Here is a 21,379-nt window from a genome sequence, read left to right on the forward strand (position 1 = left end):
CTGCTCTCGATCGACCGTTGGCCCAGTGTTCACGAGGTGCTACGGTGCCACAGTAATCATGATTCTGGGTAACAGAATCATGATTACTGCCGATCGAGACAGGAGAGGTGCGCTGATGGCGACCGCAGAGCTGAGCCGGGACAACTCACCGCAGATTTCGGCGACACTTCCGCGGTCGCGCGGACTGCGCATCGTCTGGCTGGTGGCTTTCGGCTCGCTGGCCCTGGCGTTTCCGGTGTACAGCTACTTGGCATTTCACAGCGGTCTCGACCGTCCCCTCATCGCCGACGCCATGGTCGTGCAGGCGACCGCTGCCTACTTCCTGGGCATTTTTGCGGCGTTCCTGCCGCTACCGTCACTTCGGACGTGGACCCGATTTCAGCGCCTCCAGGCGGTGGTTCTGGCGTTCGTGATCTGCTCCTACGTCACGCATCTGAGCTGGGAGCTCGGTTGGCTGATCCTGCACAAGGCCATCGCCGGCGCCCGCGATGCGGCGTGGGCGTATCCCTGGTGGAACTACATCGACGGTGGTGACCTGCGCTACCTGGACGCCGAACCCAACTTCCTGATGATCGAGGTGCTGTCGGTGATCAATGCCTGCGTGGGCGTCACCGGACTCGTCCTGCTGTTCCGGTCCAAGTTCACCGACTACCGGGGAACCCTGCTGGTGATGTCGACGGCGGTCACGCACACCGTCCTGACCTGGTATTACTACGGCACCGAGATCCTCGCCGGCTTCCCGTCGATCAACACGGCCAGCTTCATGGATCTGGGCCTGAAGTTCATTCTGCTGAACAGCCCGTGGTTGATCGCGCCCTGGCTGGTGCTGGCCTGGGGGTACGCGATGCTCAAGAAGCAGTTCATCGCTTCGCGAGACGACGCCCTCAGCGCTGTGCCGCCTTCACCAGCGGCGACGGGAACCGCGGCGGAACCCGCACCCCGTCCAGCCACGTGGTGAGCTCGCGCGCCCGGCGCGTCAGCGCGTCGTGGGCGTCGGCGCCCGGGTCTTCGAGCAGCTGCAGCTGCACCTCGGCGGCCGCATTCTGATACCAGCCGCCGACGATCCGGCCGTTCCACCACACCGTGGGCCCGGCGTTGCCGTTGTTGTCGAAGAGCTGGCCGCGGTGCTCGCCGAGATACCAGTCGCGCTGATACCAGCCCATCGTGGTGACGTCGAGTCCCGGCAACAGCGCACCCCACGGCTCGACCTCGGGTTCGGGCTCCAGGTCGTCGGCCAGCGCATAGCCGGGCGTGCCGTGTAGGTCGACGTCGACGGCGCCGATCTCACTCAGCGCCCTGCGGACCGCCGTCTTGGTGGTGCCGAACCACCACTTGATGTCCTCGGCGGTGGCCGGGCCGAACGCCCATAACCAGGTTCGGATCAGTTGGGTCTGCGCCGGCTCGGTGGTCAGCGGGGCACCGAGATCACCGAGCCAGCTCGCAGCGGTCGTCCACTGCGGCCGCGACGAGGTCCAGCCTCCGTCGTTGGGGCCCCGCACGATGTGGCCCTGCGCGCCGAGCACGGTCAGCGCGCGCGGCGCCAGATGGGTCTGGCCGCCGTAGGATTTACCGGGCGCGGGGTCGTAGGTGCCGGCCAGTTCGGGCAGGGCCGCACGCAACGCGGCGCTGTTGGCTGGGCCGTTCTCCTCGAGGTGGCGTAGCACCGCGGCGGCGGCCTGGGTCAGCCACTTCTCGCCGTCAGCGGCCACACCCGCTTTGGCCACATCGGCGATCAGCCGGCGCCGCTCGGTGTCGGCCACCCGGTCGCTGGCCGCGGCCTGCACGGCGGGCAGATCGGCGGGATCGAACACCCACAGGGTGCGGCGCATCGCCAGATGCTTGACCAGTGAGCGCTTTTCATACAGCGCGTCGTTCAAGTCCGCCACGGCGAACTCCGAGCGTCGCGCCCACAGCGACAGGTACGGGGTCGCAGGATCGGTGGCGTGCAGCCCGACCAAGGTGGCCGCGATCCGGTCTATCGGCTCACCAGCGGCGTCGGGGGCAAGAAAATGCCGGCGTGCCAAACGGTTTCGCCGTTCGGCGATCGTGAAGGTCCGCACCGGTCAGTGCTCACCCTCGTGCATCGACTTGCGGATCTGCTCCAGCCGGTCGGCCGCCGCGCGCTGGCGGTCCTCGAACTCCTTCTCGACGGTGCGGCCCTCGGGTGTCTCGGAATCCAGCTCCTGGGCGCCGATCGAGGTCTCATAGCGGCGCTCGATCTTCTCGCGCACCGAGTCGAACGTCGGCACGCCGGCGTCGTCGTATCCGGTGTCGGGCTGCGGGTTATTCGGATCGTCACCCATGGTGGACACGTTACCGGCGGCGGGCGCTGCGCAGCGCGGACGCGGTCGCGACGCTGCCGGCCAGATTCGCCAGCAGGGCGGCATTGCGCGGTCGGGCGGTGATGCACCGCTCCTCGCCGAGCATCGCGCGGCTCACCGACTCGCGGGATGGACGTGGGGGACAGGTGCCGGCTCGGCAGCGTCTCGGGTCGCCACCACGGGAAGCCGAACCGATTGCACGCCAGGAGTATGCAGGTTGCCGGCCAGCCAGGGCAGGGCGTTGGCGAAGGCCCGCCCGGCGAACGGCCAGTCATGCTGGCCCGGTTCGGTGATCACGGCGCAGTCGATGCCGTTGGCCTGGCCCAGCGCGCACAGTGACCGCGCGGCGGCGAGTTGACCGCCGACATCGTTCGCCGCGGCGCTGCCGTTGACCGCGAACCATCCCGAAACCCCGGCATACCGGCCGTGCTTGGCCATCACCGTCGCCGGGTCGAACGCCGCCCAGGCGTCGGCGCTGCCGCCGAAGAGCCGGCTGATGGTCTGGGAGCGGGTTCCCGCGTTGGGGCGAAGATCGCCGGCGATGTCCACGAAAGCGCTGAACTTGTCCGGGTGCATCGTGGTCAGGTCGACGGCACAGGTGCCCCCCATGGACCAGCCGACCACACCCCAGTTCGACGGTTCGGGGCTGACGCCGAAGTGCGAGACCACATACGGCAGCACGTCTTCGGTCAGATGGTCGGCGGCGTTACCGCGGGGCCCGTTGACGCATTCGGTGTCGTTGTTGAAGGAGCCGCCCGAGTCGACGAACACCAGGACCGGGGCATTGCCGTGGTGGGCGGCCGCGAAGTCGTCGACGGTCTTGATGGCGCCGCCGGAGCGCAGCCAGTCGGCAGGCGTGTTGAACTCGCCGCCGATCATCATCACGGCCGGCAGTGCCGGCGGTGGACTCTGGGTGAACCACGCCGGCGGCAGGTACACCAGTTCGCCGCGGTGCTTGAAATGTGAGGCGTCGGCGGGAATCGACACCTGCAACACATGGCCGTGCGTGGGCAGTGTGCCCGACCCGGCCAGCGCGGTTACCGCGGCTATGTCGCTCTGGTCGGGTAGCGGCCCGGAAGTCAGGTTGCCCCAGGCACTCTGGACGGTCGGGAAGTAGCCGACCCAGGCGTTGAGCGTCAATCCCGCGCTGAGCAGACACAGCGACACCGCCAGCAGGGAGATGCCGCGGCGCCACCAGGCCGCGCCGCGCCAGCCCAAGACCAGCAATGCTGCGGCGGCGCCGGTCAGCGCGATCCACACCCACAGGGTGACCGGTGGCGGCTGGCCGGACAGGCCGTCGTCAGTGACGAACCAGTACGCGAACCCCGCCGCCGCCAGGCCCAGGCCGCCGATCAGCGGGAGCCGCAACAGCCAGCGGCGCGACCGCCAGCCCACGGCCAGGATCAGCGACACCACCGCCGCCGCCTGCACCGTGACCGGAATCCAGCCGTGCATCAGCGAGGTGTGTTCGCCACTCGCCAGGATCACCCTTCCATGATGAACCGGAATGCCGGTCAGCGCGGCTTGGCCAGGGGAAAGGGCAGCGTGTCGCGGATGCTGTGGCCGGTGATGAGCATGACGACGCGGTCCACGCCCATGCCCAGACCGCCGGTGGGCGGCATCGCGTACTCCATGGCCGCCAGGAAGTCCTCGTCGAGCTCCATGGCTTCCGGGTCGCCGCCGGCGGCCAGCAGCGACTGCTGGTGCAGTCGGCGGCGCTGCTCCACCGGATCGGTGAGCTCGCTGTAGGCGGTGCCCAGCTCCACGCCCCACGCCACCAGGTCCCACCGCTCGGCAACACCCGGCTTACTGCGGTGCGGCCGGGTCAGCGGCGAGACCGAGGTGGGGAAGTCGGTGTAGAACGTGGGCTGTTCGGTGCGGGCCTCGACCAGGTGCTCATAGAGTTCGAGCACCACCGCCCCGGCATCCCACTGCCGCAGGTAGTGGATACCGGCGCGGTCGCACAACCGGCGCAGCGTGGCCAGATCGGTGCCGGCGTCGATCTGTTCGCCGAGCGCGTCGGACACCGCGTCGTGCACGCTGCGCACCGGCCACTGCCCGGAGATGTCGACCGCTTCCAGCGCGCCGCCGGCTCCGGGGCGCATCACCACGGGCGCGCCGTTGGCCGCCACCGCGGCGTTCTGGATCAGCTCGCGTGCCCCGTCGATCCAGGCCAGGTAGTCGCCGTGCGCCTGGTAGGCCTCCAGCAGGGTGAACTCCGGGTTGTGGCTGTAGTCGACGCCCTCGTTGCGAAATGCCCGTCCCAGCTCGAACACTCGCTCCACCCCGCCCACGCACAGCCGCTTGAGGTACAGCTCCGGGGCGATCCGCAGATATAGGTCCAGGTCGTAGGCGTTGATGTGGGTGACGAACGGACGCGCGTTGGCCCCGCCGTGCAGCTGCTGCAGGATCGGGGTCTCGACCTCCAGGAATCCCTTGCCGAACAAGGTGTCTCGGATGGAGTGCAGTACCTTGCTGCGGGCTGCGATCAGCTCGCGCGCCTCGGTGTTGATCGCCAGGTCCACATAGCGGGTCCGCACCCGGGCCTCGGGGTCGGTCAGGCCCTTCCATTTGTCGGGCAGCGGGCGCAGGCACTTGCCGACCAGCCGCCAGTTCTGCACCAGCAGCGACGGTGTCCCGTTGCGGCTGTGACCCATCCGGCCGGTCGCCTCGACCAGGTCGCCGAGGTCGATACCCGCGCTGAAGTCCGCGGCGCGCGCATCGCCGCCGGCTTGTGCGAGCACCGAGTCGTCCAGCAGCAGCTGCACCTCACCCGACCAGTCACGCAGCTGGGCGAAGAGCACGCCGCCGTAGTCGCGTATCCGCAACACCCGCCCGGCTACCGACACGGTCTCCTCGGTGCCGCAGGCCAGGGCTTGGCTCACGCTGTGGCTGGGCGGGGTCCCCACCGGGTAGGCCTCGACGCCGTTGTCCTGCAGCGACTTCAGCTTGGCCATCCGGACGCGGACCTGTTCGGGCAGCCGGGGGAGCAGCTGGGCGGCCTCGGTGGACTCGCCGGCAGTACCGCCGGCGACGTCGTCGGGTGCCGTCCCGTCGCTGTGCAGCCGCCCGGATGCGGCCATCGTCGCCGGCACGGCGGAGTGGTGTCCGGTGTGCTGCTCGTTGCGCCGCGAAAACGGCAGCACCAGAAAGCCTTCGGCGATCACCGAGGCCACCCCGACGCGGGGGATCAGCCGGGCGTCCTCGTAGCAGGCGTAGCGCGGCACCCAATCCGGCCGATACTTCATGTTCGAGCGGTACAGCGTCTCCAGCTGCCACCAGCGGGAGAAGAACATCAGCAGCCGGCGCCACAGTCGCAGCACCGGACCGGCGCCCAGCTGCGCACCCTGCTCGAAGGCGGCGCGGAACATCGCGAAGTTCAGCGAGATCCGGCTGACGCCGATGGTGGCGGCCTGCAGCGCCAATTCGCTGACCATCAGTTCGATGGTGCCGTTGGGAGATTGCGGGGAGCGGCGCATCAGATCCAGCGACACCCCGCTGTGCCCCCACGGCACCAGTGACAGCATCGCCACTACCTCACCGGTGCGCGGATCGCCGCGTACCGCCTCCACCAGCAGGCAGTCGGCGTCGGCCGGATCGCCGAGGCGGCCCAACGCCATGGAGAACCCGCGCTCGGATTCGGTGTCGCGCCACGCGTCGGCGTGTTCGATGACCCGCGCCATCTCCTCGGCACCGATCTCGCCGTGCCGGCGCATCCGCACCGTCAGGCCCGAGCGGCGGGCCCGGGTGACCGCTTGGCGCACTCCACGCATGTCCGGTCCGGACAGTTTGAAATCCGAGGGCCGCAAGATCGCCTCGTCGCCCAGTTCCAGGGCGCTCAGGCCGGCGTCGCGGAAGGCCTGCGCGCCGGCGAAGCTGGCGCCCATCACTCCGGGTGCCCAGCCGTAGTCCTTGCAGACCCGCAGCCAGGTGGCGATGGCCTGCGGCCATGCCCGCGGGTCGCCCACCGGATCACCGCTGGCCAGACAGACGCCCACCTCGACCCGGTAGGTGATGGCGGCGCGCCCGTTGGGGGCGAACACCACCGACTTGTCGCGGCGGGTGGCGAAGTAGCCCAACGAATCGTTCTTGCCGTACTGCTCGAGCAGCCCGCGGATGGCCGACTCGTCCTGCCCGGTGAGGGCATTGTCGGAGCGCTGGGACAGAAACAGCACGATGGCCGCGATGATCAGGGCCAGCGCCCCGAGCAGACCGCACAGGGCCTTGAGCCCGAAGTCCGGCTTGCCGGGGAAGAAGTCCGGTTCCAGCAGGCCGAAGCCGACCACCCGGTTCACCACGTAGGGCAGTCGCAGCGGGCGCGTCACCGTCCCCGGGAACAGCTCGATGAGCCCCCAGCACAGCAGGATCGCCACCGCCCAGCCCGCGACCAGCGTCGCGGCGGATTTGAGCAGCGCTCCGCGCCGCACCTTGGCCCAGAACTCACCGCGGGCGGCCACCAGCACCACGATCGCGACCACGTGCAGCACCAGACCCGCGAGGCCGCTGATGACCTGGAACCGGTCGGAGGTGTCCGACACCAGCCGGCTGACGTTCCAGCCGCCGGCGACCACCAGGTTGGCGATCAGCAGCCACCAGGCGATGCGTTTGTGGGCGCTGAGGGCGGCGGCCAGCAGCGCCAGGACGAATGCCCAGGCCAGGCTGGTGTCGGGGAAATTGAACAGGTACTTGTCGATGAACTCGCGCGGCACCCGGATGGCCCACCGGATCACCGGTGACATGCTCGCCAGCAGCGACAAGGTGGCGGCGATACCGACGGCCCAGGCGGCCGCCGCGGGCACCCAGTGGAACCGGGTGGTCGCGCGGCTACGCGAGCGCGGCCCGGGCGGCACAGTCAATGTCATAAGCCGCGAGAATAAGCAGGAAAACCTCGAAATGTATGTGAGGAATCGCCGGTGTGCGCGATCGCCGGGACGAAGCAGCGCTATACAGCTGCTAGACTCCCTAACGCGACCGTCCCGGCGTACGCCAGGACAGCAAGTGGAGTTCCCTCCCACCACTAGCCGAGGAGCAATCCTTACAGGCTCAGTGGTCCGGTCGCAGGCGGTGTGAACCGCCTGCTCTGCGCGGTGCGCAGGCGGCTTGATGTGTTCAGGCCGTGATCGGTCGGTATGGGCCCTGCTTCGTGCAGGGCTTTTTTGCTGGTGGGTGGGGTCAGCGCCGCTGCGTCCGGACGAGCACTGCGGCGGCCGCGACCGAAGACTACCCAAGGAGGTCCCATCAGCACTGAGATCCGCGTCAACGAGCGCATTCGTGTACCTGAGGTTCGTTTGATCGGCCCGGGCGGGGAGCAGGTAGGCATTGTGCGCATCGAGGATGCGCTTCGCGTCGCCGCGGATGCCGATCTCGACCTTGTCGAAGTCGCACCGACCGCCAAACCGCCGGTCTGCAAGATCATGGACTACGGCAAGTACAAGTACGAGGCGGCTCAGAAGGAGCGCGAGTCTCGCAAGAACCAGCAGCAGACCGTCGTCAAGGAACAGAAGCTGCGTCCCAAGATCGACGACCACGACTATGCGACGAAGAAGGGCCACGTGGTCCGCTTCCTCGAAGCCGGGGCGAAGGTCAAGGTGACCATCATGTTCCGCGGCCGTGAGCAGTCTCGGCCCGAACTCGGCTACCGCCTGCTGCAGCGGCTGGGTGCCGACGTCGCCGAGTACGGCTTCGTCGAGACCTCCGCCAAGCAGGACGGACGCAACATGACGATGGTGCTGGCACCGCACCGCGGCGCGAAAACCCGTGCCAAGGCAGCAGAGGATGCCGGCGGAGGCTCGGTTCAGCCAGCCCCCGCACCCGCCCCCGCGGCGGACGCGGCAGAGCCGCAGCCCGAGAACTGAAAAACCCGACACCAGAACTGAGGAAACATGCCTAAGGCGAAAACCCACAGCGGCGCTTCGAAGCGGTTCCGTCGCACCGGAACCGGCAAGATCGTGCGGCAGAAGGCCAACGCCCGCCACCTGCTCGAGCACAAGCCGAGCAAGCGCATGCGCCGGCTGGCCGGTCGCACCGAGGTGGCTGCCAGCGACACCAAGCGCGTCAACGCGATGCTGAACGGCTAACAGCCGCTTTCCGCACTGCAATCCCCTTACGCCCAACGAGAGTAGGAACACCCCATGGCACGCGTGAAGCGCGCAGTCAACGCCCAGAAGAAGCGCCGTACAGTCCTGAAGGCTTCGAAGGGTTACCGTGGCCAGCGGTCGCGGCTGTACCGCAAGGCCAAAGAGCAGCAGCTGCACTCAATGACCTACGCCTACCGGGACCGTCGCGCCCGCAAGGGTGAGTTCCGCAAGCTGTGGATCTCGCGCATCAACGCGGCGGCCCGCGCCAACGACATCACCTACAACCGGCTGATCCAGGGCCTCAAGGCCGCTGGTGTCGAGGTGGACCGCAAGAACCTCGCCGAGATCGCCGTCAGCGACGCGGCCGCGTTCACCGCGCTGGTCGAGGTCGCCCGGGCCGCGCTGCCCGAGGATGTCAACGCGCCGTCCGGCGAGGCTGCCTGACCCGAACCGAGCCGATGCTGACCGAACGTTCGGCCCGGGTGGTCGCGGCGGTCAAACTGCATCGGCACGTGGCCAGGAAGCGCGAACAGCGCTTCCTGGCCGAGGGGCCCAATCTGATCGAGGCCGCGATCGCTCGCGGCCTGGTCCTGGAGGTCTTCGCCACCGAATCGGCGGCGCAACGTCATCACGATCTGCTGGCCCGCGCACAGGTACCGGTCCAACTGGTCACCGACCGCGCCGCAAAAGCCTTGTCGGACACCGTCACCCCGGCCGGATTGGTCGCGGTGTGCGCGCATGCCGAGGCGCACCTGGCCACATTGCTGGCCGAGGCTCCGCGACTGGTGGCGGTGGCCGTAGGCGTCGGCGAGCCCGGTAACGCCGGCACCCTGATCCGCATCGCCGACGCCACTGGCGCCGATCTGGTGGTGCTGACCGGCAACAGCGTCGATCCCTACAACGGCAAGTGCCTGCGCTCGTCCGCGGGCAGCATCTTCAACATCCCGGTCGTGGTGGCCGCCGACACCGACGCCGTGCTCACCGCATTGGGACAGGCCGGCCTGCAGGTGCTGGCGACGGCCCTGGACGGCGAACTGAGCCTCGACGACGCCGATCCGGTGCTGGTCGCGCCCACCGCGTGGTTGTTCGGTCCGGAGGCCCAGGGGTTGCCGGCCGAGGCGGCGGCCGCCGCTGATCACCGGGTGCACATCCCGATGGCAGGCGGCGCCGAGAGTCTCAATGTTGCTGCGGCAGCAGCGATCTGCCTCTACCAGAGCGCGCGCGCCCAGCGCCGCGCTTAGGCGGCCTTGGGCTTGCGGCGCGGCGGTCGCGGGGTCAGGCCGCTGCCGGCGGCCAGCGAGAAGGTGCTGTGCATCAGCGCCCCGGCCCGCTCGACCAGCTTCATGCCCTGGCTCACCGGCGGGACGTAGTGCATCCCGCTGCGCCGCCGGTCTTTTGGCGGTCCGCTGAACCACGGGGCTTCGATCGGCGGCGTGTCGCTGGGGATCTTGCCCTGCTCGCGTCGGTATCCGGCCAGCGCGCGCGGATGCAGCCGAATCTCGTCGGGCACGAAGCTGAATGCCACGTGGCTGACCTTGCCCAGCAGCCGCAGCAGCACCTCGTCGCCTTCTGACCAGCGCAGACCGGCTTTCTCCCGCACCACCGGCTCAAACAGTCCGGCCGCCACCCAGCGTTGGGCGGCCAGCGCCGGCTTGAACATCTGGTGCCACACCGCGTCGGGCATCGGGACGAACCACGGCTTGGGGATGCGGATGTTCAAGATGTCGATGGCGGCCGGCGTCAGCTCCAGCTCGTCCTCGCACACCCGGTTCCAGTACTCGCAGAACTCTTCCCAGGACTTCGGCACCGGGCGCATGCTCATGCCGTACATCTGGTACCACCGCACGTGCTCGTCGAAGAGCTGGTGCTTCTCGGCCAGAGTCAGCCCGCCGTCGAAGTATTCGGCGAGTTTGATGATCAGCATGAAGAACGTGGCGTGCGCCCAATAGAAGGTGTCGGGGTCCAGCGCGTGATAGCGCCGGCCCTTCTCGTCAACGCCCTTGATGTCGCGGTGGTAGTCGCGGATCGAGGCGCCGGTGTGCTGGGCCCGGATGCCGTCATAGACCACGCCCATGATCGGGTACACCGACCGCGTCACACGCTGCATCGGCTCGCTCAAGATGCTGGAGTGCTCGGTCACGCCTGCGCCCAGACCGGGGTACATGTTCTCGATGGCGCCGATCCACACGCCCATGATTCCGGTGCGCAGGTCGCCGAAGTACTTCCACGTCAAGGAATCGGAGTTCAACGGCTCCACCGCGGCAGCGGGTTTGGGAGTGGTTGTGGCAGCGCTCGGGGTGTTTTCGTCGGCGGGCGCCGGGGCCTGCTCAACGGACGCGGTCGGCGTAACGGTCATCACGTCTCCTGTCTGGGAACCTGAAACTACGATAATTGTGACAACGATCGTTGTCTACATTAGGTGTGGCGCGTCGCGCCAAAATCGCCGACCGTGGCGTGTGCCACTGTGGCGGTCGTTGCCGGTGTCGGCGGGCGCCACCTACCCTGAGTCTCATGGACCTCGAGCCGGCCCCTCGGCAGGCTGATGGGCTCGGGGAGGCGGTGGCGATGCCCGACCAGCCCAGCCCCGACCGCCGCCCGTCGTTCTCCCTCGATGAGGCCGCAGCCTGGCTGAACCGCACCACCAACGACGTCCGGATCGTGGATCTGGTCCGGCGCGTGCGGCGGGTGCTGCCCGGCGACCCGGAGTTCGGCGACCCGCTGTCGACCGCCGGGGATGGCGGACCGCAGACCGCTGCGCGGGCGGCCGACCGCCTGATGGGAGATCGCTCGGCGGCCTCCCGCGAAGTCAGCCTGGGCGCCCTGCAGGTCTGGCAGGCCCTGACCCAACGGATGTCGCGGGCGCCGGGCAGCGCCGAGGCGACGCTGGTCTTCACCGACCTGGTCGGCTTCTCGACGTGGTCGCTACGGTCCGGCGACGACGCCACCCTCACTCTGTTGCGACGGGTGTCGCGCGCGATCGAGCCGCCGGTGCTGGACGCCGGTGGCCGCATCGTCAAACGGATGGGTGACGGCCTGATGGCCGTGTTCCGGGACCCGCTGGTGGCGGTGGCCGCTGTCCTGGAGGCACAAGAGGCCATCCGTGAGGTCGAGGTCAACGGGCACACACCGCGGATGCGGGTCGGCATCCACACCGGCCGGCCGCAGCGGCTGGCCGACGACTGGCTCGGCGTGGACGTCAATATCGCCGCCCGGGTCATGGAGCGTGCCACCAAGGGCGGCATCGTGATCTCCGGGCCGACATTGGAACGCATCGATCCGGCCGCCCTCGATGAGCTGGGTGTGGTTGCCAAGCGGGCGCGCCGTCAGGTGCTCGCGGCCAAGACCAGCGGCGTCCCGGCGGATCTGACGATGTACCGCCTGAAGGCAGTTCGCCAGAGCTCCTCAGACCCCGACTGATTGCACGTCATTAACTTCCTTGTGGGCCGGTCAGATTGCCGCGCACGAGTGGATGAACCCCGTTCCTTGGAATACCCTGCGGTGAGCAACATAACTATTTGGCCGGTTTACACAGGTCGCCTTAACGCAGAAGCGGGGAATCATGTCAGGTCGGCAGCAGCGTCGGAACAACCGCCGTAAGACGAATCGGCTGGTAGGTGCCGGCGGTACTGCGGCGGCGTTCCTGGCGTTCGGCATGGCCCCGCTAGCGGCGGCTCCCACGGCTCGCGCCGACTGGGACTTCGACTGGCTGACTGACCTGTTCACCCCGGTCTCAGACTCGGGCAGCGGTTGGGACAGCAACGCCTGGGACATCGGATCGTGGTTCAACGCGTCGGCAGACCCGGGTTCCGCCGCTGACACGACCCCGGAGTTCAGCATGTCGCTGCTGTGGAACGCGCTGGTCTACCAGCCGCTCCACACCTCCATGGAGTCCTTTATCGACAACTCGGCTAACGCCTGGTTCATCGACATGGTCAACTCGCTGAACACGAATCCGGATTACTGCGGCCTGATCTGCAATGGTGCGGACGGCACTGCGGAGAGCGTCAACGGCGGCAACGGCGGCCTCTGGTTCGGTGACGGCGGCGCCGGCTACTCCGCGGGCGCCGACGAGGACGCGGACGCGGCCATCGGTGGCGGCGTCGGGGGTAACGCGGGCTGGTTCGGCAACGGCGGCGCCGGTGGCGTCGGCGGTTTGGGCGGCGACGGCGGCGCGGGCGGCCTGGGCGGCTCGATCATGGGCATCGGCGGCGCGGGCGGCGTCGGCGGTCTGGGCGGTGACGGCGGTGACGGCGGCGCCGCCAACGGCTGGATGTTCGGCATTGGTGGTGCAGGCGGTGCCGGTGGTGCTGGCCAGGTGGGTGAGACCGGGACGACCGGCGATTGGGCTACGAATGGCACCGGTGGTGTCGGCGGCGTCGGCGGTACCGGCGGCAATGGCGGCAAGGGCGGCAGCGCCAGTTCCCTGCTCGGCGGCGCCGGCGCGGGCGGTGCCGGTGGTATCGGCGGAGCGGGTGGTCAGGGCGGTACCGGCGCAGCGGGCGACGCCACGCACCTCAACGGCGGCGACGGCGGCAACGGTGGCGCGGCCGGAATGGGCGGCAAGGGCGGCGACGCCGGCACGGGCGGGGCGTTCGGCGGCAAGGCCGCGGCCGGTGCCGACAACAGCGCGATCCTTGGCGACGGCGGCAAGGGCGGTACCGGCGGTGCCGGCGCGGACGCCGACGCCACCCACGAGGCAGGCGAGGGCGGCAAGGGCGGCACCGGCGCTGACGCCGGCGACACCGGCAATGGTGGTGCCGGCGGTACCGGCGGCGCCGGAGGTGCCGGGTTCGACGAGACGTATGAAGCCGGCACTGGCGGCGCCGGCGGCACCGGTGGGGACGGCGGCAAGATCGGCAACGGCGGCTCGGGCGGCATCGGTGGTGCCGGTGGACTCAGCGGTGCCTACGACGACGCCGAGGGCGGCACCGGCGGTATCGGTGGCGCCGGCGGTGCCGGTGGCACCACGGCGGGCAACGGCGGCAACGGCGGGGTCGGCGGGGCCGGCGGCGCCGGGCACGAGGGTGCCGCAGGCAACGACGGCGCGGCCGGCAGCTTTGAGAACGGCGCGGACGGTAACGGCGGCAAAGGCGGTCCCGGCACCGTCGGATTGAACGGCGGTACGGGCGGTAAGGGTGGCGTAGGCGGCGCTGCCGGCGGCGGCGCGGGCAGCGTCGCGGGCAAGTACGGCAACGGCGGGGCCGGTGGCGCCGGGGGTGCGGGCGGCGCGGGCGGCGATGGCGGTAAGGGTGCCGCGGGTACCTGGGCGAACGGCGGTACGGGCAACGGCGGTAACGGCGGCGACGCCGGCGACAACGGCGCCGGCGGCAAGGGTGGCCAGGGCGGTGCGGCCGGTGGTGCCGGCGCCAATGACGGTGCCGAGGGCGCTGCGGGCGGCAGGCCCACCGAACCCAGCGTCGGCGGCGCCGGTGGTGACGGCGCCAACGCCGACGCCACTCACACCTCCGGGGGCAATGGCGGCAATGGTGGCGACAGCCACAACGTCGGCAACGGCGGTGCCGGTGGTAACGGCGGCACCGGAACGACCGGCAACGGCGGCAACGGTGGCAACGGCGGCGATGGCGGCGAGGGCTCCCAGAGCGTCGGCGGCAATGGCGGCGTCGGCGGCAACGGTGGTGCCTCTGACTCCGGCAACGGCGGTAAGGGCGGCCTCGGCGGCAACGGCGGTGATGGCGACGCCGGTGTGACCGGCGGCAACGGCGGCGATGGCACGGCCGGTGTCAACAACGGCGCCGGCGGCAACGGCAGCACCGGCGGGGCCGGCTTCGACGGCGGCAAGGGCGGCGCGGGCGGCAACGGCGGCGCGTCGACGTCCGGTACCAAGGGCGTCAACGGCAACGGCGGCAACGGCGGTGACGGCGGTGCCGGCGGTGCGGGCGGCAACGGCGGCAACGGCGCCGACGGTGACTGGGACAAGAAGGGCCAGTACGACTACGGCTCCGGCGGCAAGGGCGGCAACGCCGGCAACACCGGCGCGGTCGGTAAGGGCGGCGCCGCGGGCGCAGCCGGCACCGGCGGTACCGGCGGCGCAGCCGGCACCAAGGGCACCGACGGCGCAGGGCGCGCCGCCGACTACAGCAACGTGCACGGCGGCGACGGCGGCGACGGTGCCGCCGCCATCGACCACCTCCACCCGAACGGCGGCGCCGGCGGCGACGGCGGCACCGGCGGCAACAACGGCAACGGCGGCAACGGCGGCGACGGCGGCGGCTACATCGAGCCTCCGACGGGCGGCAACCCCGGTGACCCCACTGTCAATAACCCGACCACCGGTGGCAATGGCGGCGCGGGCGGCAATGGCGGTGCCGGCGGTACCGTGACCGGCAGCGGCGGCAACGGTGGTGATGGCGGCAACGCCTACAAGCCCGCCGGCACTGACCCCAACACCCTGACCAAGGGCGGCAACGGCGGTGCCGGTGGCGCCGGTGGCGGCGCGGTCAAGGGCAATGGCGGTTCCGGTGGCGACGGCGGCAACGGCACCACCGGTACCCAATACGGCGGCGCTGGCGGCGCCGGCGGCAAGGGCGGCGCGGTCACCGGTCTGGGCAAGGGCGGCGACGGCGGTGCCGGTGGTGACGGCGCCGTCGCGACCGGCTGGAAGTCCGACGGCACCTGGGGCATCGACGGCTTCAGCGGCAAGTTCGGCTCCGGCACCATCTTGGGTGTCTCCGGTGCCGGTGGTGCCGGTGGAGCCGGTGGAGCGTCCGTCGGCGGCGACTACGACGGCGGTGCGGGCGGTGCCGGCGGTGCCGGTGGGGCCATCACCGACCCCAGCACCAACGCCAACGTCATCTGGGGCGGTGCCGGCGGCGCAGGTGGCGCCGGTGGCGCCGCCACCGACACCGCCAAGGATGCCGGCGACAGCGGTAACGGCGGTGCCGGCGGCGACGGCGGTACGGCCGGCCAAGGCACCATCACCGGCGGCACCGGCGGCAGCGGCGGTGCCGGCGGCGCCAGCACCAGCGGCAAGGGCGGCGAGGGCGGCGACGGCCAAGACGGTGCGGGCGGCACCGGCTGGAACGACGTCAACGGCAACCTGGCCGGCAAGGGCCAGATTCTCAACTTCGGCGGCAGTGGCGGCAACGGCGGCGCCGGTGGCAACGGCAAGACCGGCGGCGACGGCGGTGACGGCGGCACGGGCGCTCTCGGTACGAGCGGCGGCAACGTGTTCAGCTCCGGCGGCAACGGCGGCAACGGCGGGGCCGGCGGCACCGGTACCACCGGCGACGGCGGCAATGGCGGCAACGGCGGCAACAGCGGCGACGCGACCTGGCGGGCCCACAATGGCGGCAACGGCGGCGCCGGAGGCAGCAGCACCGGCGGGGCCGGCGGCATCGGCGGCAACGGCGGCGACGGCGGCGAGCTCATCAGCGGCGGCACCGCTCCGACCAACGGCCAGGGCGTCATCGTCGGCGCCGGCGGCAACGGCGGTAACGGTGGCAACAGTGCCGCCACCGAGGCCGGCGGTAAGGGCGGCAACGGCGGTGACGGCGGTGACGGCATCGGCAGCGTCAAGGGTGGCTCGGGCGGTACCGGTGGCATCGGTGGTGCGTCCGGCTCCGACAAGGGCACCACCCCGGTCAAGCCCACTGCACCCACCACCACGACCGGCGGTACGGGTGCGGACGGTGGTGCGGGCGCCCCGGCCAAGTCCCCGGCGTCCGGGAGCTAACCCACACGATGAAAGCCCCGCACACCGCGTGCGGGGCTTTCGTCGTCATGTCGATAAGATCGACGCTTGCGTCTCAGCCAAAATCACAGCCAGTAGGGGGAGTTTCGTCCGTGGGCAATCAGCCTGCTGAACAGTCGGCCCATTCCGTCGTCTCCGACGCGACCCTGACCTCGGCGCTACAGGCGGCGCAGGCCGCATTCACCGCGGCCGCCGACCTGGATGCGCTGGCCCACGCCAAAACCGAGCATCTCGGTGACAAGGCGCCCCTGGCGTTGGCCCGTCAGGCGCTGGCCAAGCTGGACAAGGCCGACCGCGCCGACGCCGGCCGTCGGGTCAATGCCGTCCGCACCGACGCCCAGCGCGCCTACGACGAGCGCCTGGCGGCCCTGCGTGCCGAACGTGACGCCGCCGTACTGGCCGCCGAGAGCATCGACGTCACCCTGCCCTCGGCCCGCAAGCCCGTCGGGGCGCGTCACCCCATCACCATGCTGGCCGAACACGTCGCCGACACCTTCGTCGCGATGGGTTGGGAACTGGCCGAGGGACCCGAGGTCGAAGCCGAGCACTTCAACTTCGACGCGCTGAACTTCCCGGTCGATCACCCCGCGCGCAGCGACCAGGACACCTTCCACATCGCGCCGTCCGGATCGCGGCAACTGCTGCGCACCCACACCTCCCCGGTGCAGATCCGCGCCCTGCTGGCCCGTGAACTGCCCGTCTACGTGGTCTCGATCGGGCGCACCTTCCGCACCGACGAGCTCGACGCCACCCACACGCCGGTGTTCCACCAGGTCGAGGGGCTGGCGGTCGACCGCGGCCTGACCATGGCGCACCTGCGCGGCACCCTGGACGCGTTCGCCCAATCCGAATTCGGGCCGGCCACGCGCACCCGGTTCCGGCCGCACTTCTTCCCGTTCACCGAGCCGTCGGCCGAGGTCGACATCTGGTTCGAGGGCAAGAAGGGCGGACCCGGCTGGGTCGAGTGGGGTGGCTGCGGAATGGTGCACCCCAACGTGCTGCGCGAGGTGGGCATCGACCCGGACGAGTGCTCCGGCTTCGCGTTCGGCATGGGATTGGAGCGAACCCTGCAGTTCCGCAACGGAATCCCCGACATGCGGGACATGGTCGAAGGTGACGTCCGGTTCTCCCTGCCGTTCGGAGTGGGTGCCTGATGCGTATTCCCTACAGCTGGTTGCGTGAGACCCTGATCGCCGGCGCGCCGGGCTTCGACATCACAGCCCAGGAGATGGAACAGGCGCTGCTGCGGGTCGGCCACGAGGTCGAGGACGTGCACACCCTGGGGCCGGTCACCGGCCCGTTCAAGGTCGGCCGGGTCGTCGAGATCGAGGAACTCACCGAGTTCAAGAAGCCGATCCGGGCCTGCCGCGTGGACGTCGGCGAAGCCGAGCCGCGCGACATCGTCTGCGGCGCCAGCAATTTCGCCGTCGGCGACCTGGTGGCCGTGGCACTGCCCGGCGCGGTGCTGCCCGGTGATTTCGCCATCGCCACCCGCAAGACCTACGGCCGCACCTCCGACGGCATGATCTGCTCGGCGTCCGAAATACGTTTGAGCACCGACCATTCCGGCATCATGGTGCTGCCCGAAGGCACCGCTGAGCCGGGTGCGGACGCCGCGGCGGTGCTGGGTCTCGACGACGTGGTCTACGAGCTGGCCATCACCCCCGACCGCGGTTACTGCATGTCGGTGCGCGGGCTGGCGCGCGACATCGCCAACGCGCTGGACCTGGACTTCGCCGACCCGGCTGCGGTGCCGGCGCTGCCCGCCGACGGCGAGGCCTGGCCACTGAGCGTGCAACCGGGCACCGGGGTGCGCCGCTTCGCGCTGCGCAGCGTCACCGGCATCGACCCGGCGGCGGTATCGCCGTGGTGGCTGCAGCGGCGCCTGGCGCTGTGCGGCATCCGGGCGATCTCCCCGGCCGTCGACGCCACCAACTACGTCATGGTCGAACTAGGCCACCCGATGCACGCCCACGACCGGGCCCGCATCACCGGGGGATTCGACGTCCGTTTCGCCGCGGCCGGCGAGACCGTCACCACGCTGGATGACATCGAACGCAAGCTCGAGCCGGTCGACGTGCTCATCGTCGACGACGTCGCCACCGCCGCGATCGGTGGCGTGATGGGCTCGGGCAGCACCGAAATGCGCGATGACTCAACCGATGTGCTGCTGGAGGCCGCGATCTGGGACCCCGCCGCGGTGTCGCGGACCGCGCGGCGGCTGCACCTGCCCAGCGAGGCCGCCCGGCGCTACGAGCGCTCCGTGGACCCGGCCATCTCGGTGGCGGTGTTGGACCGCTGCGCGACGCTGCTGGCCGAAATCGCCGGGGGAGTCATCGGTACCGGTCTGACCGACTGGCGCGGCGACCCGCCAGTGCAGGACTGGAGCCAGGCTCCCATCGAGATCGCCGCGGACCTGCCGGACCGCACCGCCGGGGTGAACTACCCCGAGGGCACAACCGTTCGGCGGCTGACCCAGATCGGCTGCGAGGTGTCGGCCGACGGTCCCCGCCTGAGGGTCACCCCGCCGAGTTGGCGTCCGGACCTGCGTCAGCCGGCCGACCTGGTCGAGGACGTGTTGCGGCTTCAGGGGTTGGAGTCCATCCCGTCGGTGCTGCCCGCCGCACCGGCCGGGCGCGGCCTGACCGCCACCCAGCGCCGGCGCCGGGCGATCGGCAAGTCGCTGGCCCTGGCCGGCTACGTCGAGGTGCTCACCACGCCGTTCTTGCCCGCCGGGGTGTTCGACACGTGGGGTCTGGCCGACGACGACCCGCGCCGAGCCACGGTGTCGGTGCTCAACCCGCTGGAGGCCGACCGACCTCAGCTGGCCAGCTCTCTGCTGCCCAGCTTGTTGGAAGCCTTGGGCCGCAACGTTTCTCGTGGCATGGGTGATGTCGCACTGTTCGCAATCGCCCAGGTGGTGCAGTCGGCCGGCCCGGCCGAGTTCCCGGCCGTCACGTCTGTCCGGCGCCCGACCGACGCCGAGATCGCCGGGATCGACGCCGCCCTGCCGCACCAGCCGCAGCACATCGCGGTCGCGCTGACCGGCCTGGCCGAACCCCGCGGACCGTGGGGCCCGGGCCGGCCCGTCGAAGCCGCCGACGCCATCGAGGCGGCACGGGTGATCGCCCGTGCCAGCGGCGTCGAGGTCACGCTGCGTTCCGGGGCCTACCTGCCGTGGCATCCGGGCCGCTGCGCCCAGGTTCTGGTCGGCGAAACCCCGATCGGCTACGCCGGCCAGCTGCACCCGGCCGTCATCGAACGCGCCGGACTGCCCAAGGGCACCTGTGCGGTCGAGCTGAACCTGGACGACATCCCGGTAACCACGATGCTGCCGGCACCTCGGGTGTCGCCGTTCCCGGCGGTGTTCCAGGACCTGGCCTTGGTGGTCGATGAGAAGGTGACCGCCCAATCGGTGGCCGACGCGGTGCGCGAGGGTGCCGGTGAACTGCTGGAGGACATCGCGCTGTTCGACGTCTACACCGGCCCGCAGGTCGGCGAGGGCCGCAAGTCGCTGGCGTTCGCGCTGCGCTTCCGGGCCGCCGATCGCACGCTGACCGAGGACGAGGCCAGCACGGCCCGCGACGCCGCCGTCGCGCGCGCCGCCGAAGCCGTCGGAGCGGTGCTGCGGGGGTAACTCCTCCTGGCGCGAGCTGGGGGTACCTCCCGCTTGCGGGGGAGCGGGTTTGCACACGACACGCCGCGGTCGGGCGTACAACTGGGCACGCTCGCGGGCTACCGCGAACCCCTGTGCTCGGGCATGCTGAGAGGCGCCACGCGCCAGCAGCATGAACCTCGAGGGGGTCGACTCGATGCACGAGCCCGAAACCTACGACGTCGTCGTCCTCGGCGCCGGACCGGTCGGGGAGAACGTCGCCGATCGAGTCCGCGCCGCCGGGCTGAGTGTGGCGATCGTTGAACGCGAACTGGCCGGCGGTGAGTGTTCGTATTGGGCCTGCGTGCCCAGCAAGGCCCTGCTGCGGCCGGTGCTCGCCCTAGACGACGCCCGTCGGGTCGACGGCGCCCGCGAAGCCGTCAGCTCGCCGATCGACGCCGCCGCGGTCTTCGGGCGCCGCAATCACTATGTGGGGGACTGGGACGACTCCGGGCAGGCCGACTGGATCGATGCGATCGGCGCCACGCTGGTACGCGGCCACGGCCGCCTGGACGGGCCACGACGGGTGGTCGTCGCTACTGACGGCGGCGACGTGATGCTGACCGCCCGGCACGCGGTCGTGGTCTGCACCGGAACCCGCGCGGCCCTGCCGGATCTGCCCGGGATGGCCGTAGCCCGTCCCTGGACCAATCGCGAAGCCACCGAGGCCGCGTCGGTGCCCGGCCGCCTCGCCGTGGTCGGGGCCGGCGGCGTGGGTGTCGAAATGGCCACCGCCTGGCAGGGATTGGGCTCGGCGGTGACACTGCTGGTGCGCGGCTCGGGGTTGTTGCCACGCATGGAGCCGTTCGTGGGCGAATACGTCGCTCGCGGGCTGGCCGACGCGGGTGTCGATGTGCGCACGGGTGTCTCGGTCGCCAAGCTGGCGCGTGCGGGTGACGGTCCGGTGCGTTTGGAGCTGACCGACGGCAGCGAGCTCGAGGTCGACGAGGTGCTGTTCGCGACGGGGCGCACCCCGCTCACCGGTGACATCGGGCTGGAAACGGTGGGATTGGCCCCCGGCGACTGGCTGGAGGTCGACGACACCCTGCGGGTGCGCGCCGTCGACGAGGGATGGCTGTACGCGTGCGGCGACGCCAATCACCGGGCGTTGCTGACCCATGAGGGCAAATATCAGGCGCGCGTGGCCGGCGCCGCCATCGGAGCCCGGGCCGCCGGGACACCGCTGGACACCGCGCCGTGGGGCGTGCACGCCGCCACCGCCGACCACCACGCGGTGCCGCAGGTCTTCTTCACCGACCCCGAAGCGGCCGCGGTCGGGCTCACCGCCCAGCAGGCCGAGCGGGCCGGCCACCGGGTGCAGGTGGTGGACGTGGAGATCGGTGACGCGGTGACGGGCGCCAAGCTGCATGCCGACGGCTACCGCGGGCGGGCACGCATGGTGGTCGACGCCGACGAATTGGTCCTGCTCGGTGTGGCGTTCGTCGGCCCCGGCGTGGCCGAATTGCTGCATTCGGCCACTATCGCCGTCGCCGGCCGGGTGCCGATCAGCCGGCTGTGGCATGCCGTGCCGTGCTTCCCGACGATCAGCGAGATCTGGCTGCGCCTGTTGGAGGCCTACCGCGATGCCGGGTCGATCTGACGGTCGGCTACCGTC

Annotated in this window: 16 protein-coding genes; 10 read left to right on the forward strand and 6 right to left on the reverse strand. The window is 70.6% G+C overall.

Annotation, left to right across the window (positions count from 1 at the left end; all coding sequences use genetic code 11):
• Window positions 1-115: 115 nt before the first annotated feature.
• Complete coding sequence (locus ACJH71_RS21055; protein ID WP_406759925.1) at window positions 116-958, forward strand: hypothetical protein; 843 nt, start codon at window positions 116-118, stop codon at window positions 956-958.
• On the opposite strand, the gene ACJH71_RS21060 is transcribed toward ACJH71_RS21055, so the two are convergent.
• The 5 genes from ACJH71_RS21060 to lysX are packed head-to-tail and all read right to left on the reverse strand — an operon-like array spanning window position 885 to window position 7,183.
• Window positions 885-2,060, reverse strand: coding sequence for a winged helix DNA-binding domain-containing protein (locus ACJH71_RS21060; protein WP_406759926.1), 1,176 nt, complete (start codon window positions 2,058-2,060; stop codon window positions 885-887). The two genes, ACJH71_RS21055 and ACJH71_RS21060, sit on opposite strands and share 74 nt — an antisense overlap.
• A 3-nt stretch (window positions 2,061-2,063) precedes the next feature.
• Entirely contained in the window at window positions 2,064-2,303 is a 240-nt protein-coding gene (locus ACJH71_RS21065) for a PspA/IM30 family protein (protein ID WP_406759927.1), read from the reverse strand.
• Between the two features lie 10 nt (window positions 2,304-2,313).
• A complete protein-coding gene (locus ACJH71_RS21070) occupies window positions 2,314-2,439 on the reverse strand; it encodes a hypothetical protein (protein ID WP_406759928.1) in 126 nt (41 codons plus the stop codon).
• The gene (locus ACJH71_RS21075) at window positions 2,436-3,776 is read right to left on the reverse strand and encodes an alpha/beta hydrolase (protein ID WP_406759958.1); all 1,341 of its coding nucleotides are present in this window, start codon (window positions 3,774-3,776) and stop codon (window positions 2,436-2,438) included. Before ACJH71_RS21075 ends, ACJH71_RS21070 begins: the two co-directional genes overlap by 4 nt.
• Window positions 3,777-3,835: 59 nt before the next feature.
• Window positions 3,836-7,183 (reverse strand): bifunctional lysylphosphatidylglycerol synthetase/lysine--tRNA ligase LysX, encoded by a 3,348-nt coding sequence (gene lysX, locus ACJH71_RS21080; protein ID WP_406759929.1) that lies wholly within the window; start codon window positions 7,181-7,183, stop codon window positions 3,836-3,838.
• Between the two features lie 375 nt (window positions 7,184-7,558).
• On the opposite strand from lysX, the gene infC reads away from it, so the two are divergent.
• From infC to ACJH71_RS21100, 4 genes are read left to right on the forward strand one after another with little or no spacing between them, the layout of a single operon-like run.
• Window positions 7,559-8,176, forward strand: a complete 618-nt coding sequence (gene infC, locus ACJH71_RS21085) for a translation initiation factor IF-3 (RefSeq protein ID WP_406759959.1) — start codon at window positions 7,559-7,561, stop codon at window positions 8,174-8,176.
• Window positions 8,177-8,203: 27 nt separating this feature from the next.
• Window positions 8,204-8,398: a 50S ribosomal protein L35 gene (gene rpmI / locus ACJH71_RS21090; RefSeq protein WP_046188963.1), complete on the forward strand. Its 195-nt coding sequence runs from the start codon at window positions 8,204-8,206 to the stop codon at window positions 8,396-8,398.
• A gap of 54 nt (window positions 8,399-8,452) precedes the next feature.
• Entirely contained in the window at window positions 8,453-8,842 is a 390-nt protein-coding gene (gene rplT / locus ACJH71_RS21095; RefSeq protein ID WP_024442881.1) for a 50S ribosomal protein L20, read from the forward strand.
• 14 nt (window positions 8,843-8,856) lie between these two features.
• Window positions 8,857-9,639, forward strand: a complete 783-nt coding sequence (locus ACJH71_RS21100) for a TrmH family RNA methyltransferase (RefSeq protein WP_406759930.1) — start codon at window positions 8,857-8,859, stop codon at window positions 9,637-9,639.
• Here ACJH71_RS21100 and ACJH71_RS21105 read toward each other — a convergent pair.
• Window positions 9,636-10,754 (reverse strand): oxygenase MpaB family protein, encoded by a 1,119-nt coding sequence (locus ACJH71_RS21105; RefSeq protein ID WP_406759931.1) that lies wholly within the window; start codon window positions 10,752-10,754, stop codon window positions 9,636-9,638. The two genes, ACJH71_RS21100 and ACJH71_RS21105, sit on opposite strands and share 4 nt — an antisense overlap.
• A 155-nt stretch (window positions 10,755-10,909) precedes the next feature.
• Here ACJH71_RS21105 and ACJH71_RS21110 point away from each other — a divergent pair, with 155 nt between their 5' ends.
• The 5 genes from ACJH71_RS21110 to ACJH71_RS21130 all read left to right on the forward strand — a co-directional run bounded on the left by ACJH71_RS21110 (window position 10,910) and on the right by ACJH71_RS21130 (window position 21,364).
• Window positions 10,910-11,815 carry an adenylate/guanylate cyclase domain-containing protein gene (locus ACJH71_RS21110; protein WP_406759932.1) on the forward strand — a complete coding sequence of 302 codons (906 nt, stop codon included), beginning with the start codon at window positions 10,910-10,912 and terminating at the stop codon, window positions 11,813-11,815.
• Between the two features lie 142 nt (window positions 11,816-11,957).
• The gene (locus ACJH71_RS21115; protein WP_406759933.1) at window positions 11,958-16,091 is read left to right on the forward strand and encodes a PE family protein; all 4,134 of its coding nucleotides are present in this window, start codon (window positions 11,958-11,960) and stop codon (window positions 16,089-16,091) included.
• 164 nt (window positions 16,092-16,255) lie between these two features.
• Window positions 16,256-17,263: a phenylalanine--tRNA ligase subunit alpha gene (pheS, locus tag ACJH71_RS21120; protein ID WP_406759960.1), complete on the forward strand. Its 1,008-nt coding sequence runs from the start codon at window positions 16,256-16,258 to the stop codon at window positions 17,261-17,263.
• Complete coding sequence (pheT, locus tag ACJH71_RS21125; protein ID WP_406759934.1) at window positions 17,263-19,746, forward strand: phenylalanine--tRNA ligase subunit beta; 2,484 nt, start codon at window positions 17,263-17,265, stop codon at window positions 19,744-19,746. The genes pheS and pheT overlap by 1 nt, the downstream gene beginning before the upstream one ends.
• Window positions 19,747-19,921: 175 nt before the next feature.
• On the forward strand, window positions 19,922-21,364 hold the full coding sequence (locus ACJH71_RS21130) for a dihydrolipoyl dehydrogenase family protein (protein ID WP_406759935.1): 1,443 nt from the start codon (window positions 19,922-19,924) through the stop codon (window positions 21,362-21,364).
• The last annotated feature ends 15 nt before the right edge of the window (window positions 21,365-21,379 follow it).

Origin of the sequence: Mycobacterium sp. SMC-15 (genome assembly GCF_045310925.1) — a bacterium.
GTDB lineage: Bacteria > Actinomycetota > Actinomycetes > Mycobacteriales > Mycobacteriaceae > Mycobacterium.

What these genes read in the sequence shown, in the direction of transcription:
- ACJH71_RS21055 (WP_406759925.1), top strand. Translation starts at nt 116, where the DNA reads ATGGCGACCGCAGAGCTGAGCCGGGACAACTCACCGCAGATTTCGGCG.
- ACJH71_RS21065 (WP_406759927.1), bottom strand. Translation starts at nt 2,303, where the DNA reads ATGGGTGACGATCCGAATAACCCGCAGCCCGACACCGGATACGACGAC.
- ACJH71_RS21075 (WP_406759958.1), bottom strand. Translation starts at nt 3,776, where the DNA reads ATGCACGGCTGGATTCCGGTCACGGTGCAGGCGGCGGCGGTGGTGTCG.
- lysX (WP_406759929.1), bottom strand. Translation starts at nt 7,183, where the DNA reads ATGACATTGACTGTGCCGCCCGGGCCGCGCTCGCGTAGCCGCGCGACC.
- rpmI (WP_046188963.1), top strand. Translation starts at nt 8,204, where the DNA reads ATGCCTAAGGCGAAAACCCACAGCGGCGCTTCGAAGCGGTTCCGTCGC.
- rplT (WP_024442881.1), top strand. Translation starts at nt 8,453, where the DNA reads ATGGCACGCGTGAAGCGCGCAGTCAACGCCCAGAAGAAGCGCCGTACA.
- ACJH71_RS21100 (WP_406759930.1), top strand. Translation starts at nt 8,857, where the DNA reads ATGCTGACCGAACGTTCGGCCCGGGTGGTCGCGGCGGTCAAACTGCAT.
- ACJH71_RS21105 (WP_406759931.1), bottom strand. Translation starts at nt 10,754, where the DNA reads ATGACCGTTACGCCGACCGCGTCCGTTGAGCAGGCCCCGGCGCCCGCC.
- ACJH71_RS21110 (WP_406759932.1), top strand. Translation starts at nt 10,910, where the DNA reads ATGGACCTCGAGCCGGCCCCTCGGCAGGCTGATGGGCTCGGGGAGGCG.
- ACJH71_RS21115 (WP_406759933.1), top strand. Translation starts at nt 11,958, where the DNA reads ATGTCAGGTCGGCAGCAGCGTCGGAACAACCGCCGTAAGACGAATCGG.
- pheT (WP_406759934.1), top strand. Translation starts at nt 17,263, where the DNA reads ATGCGTATTCCCTACAGCTGGTTGCGTGAGACCCTGATCGCCGGCGCG.
- ACJH71_RS21130 (WP_406759935.1), top strand. Translation starts at nt 19,922, where the DNA reads ATGCACGAGCCCGAAACCTACGACGTCGTCGTCCTCGGCGCCGGACCG.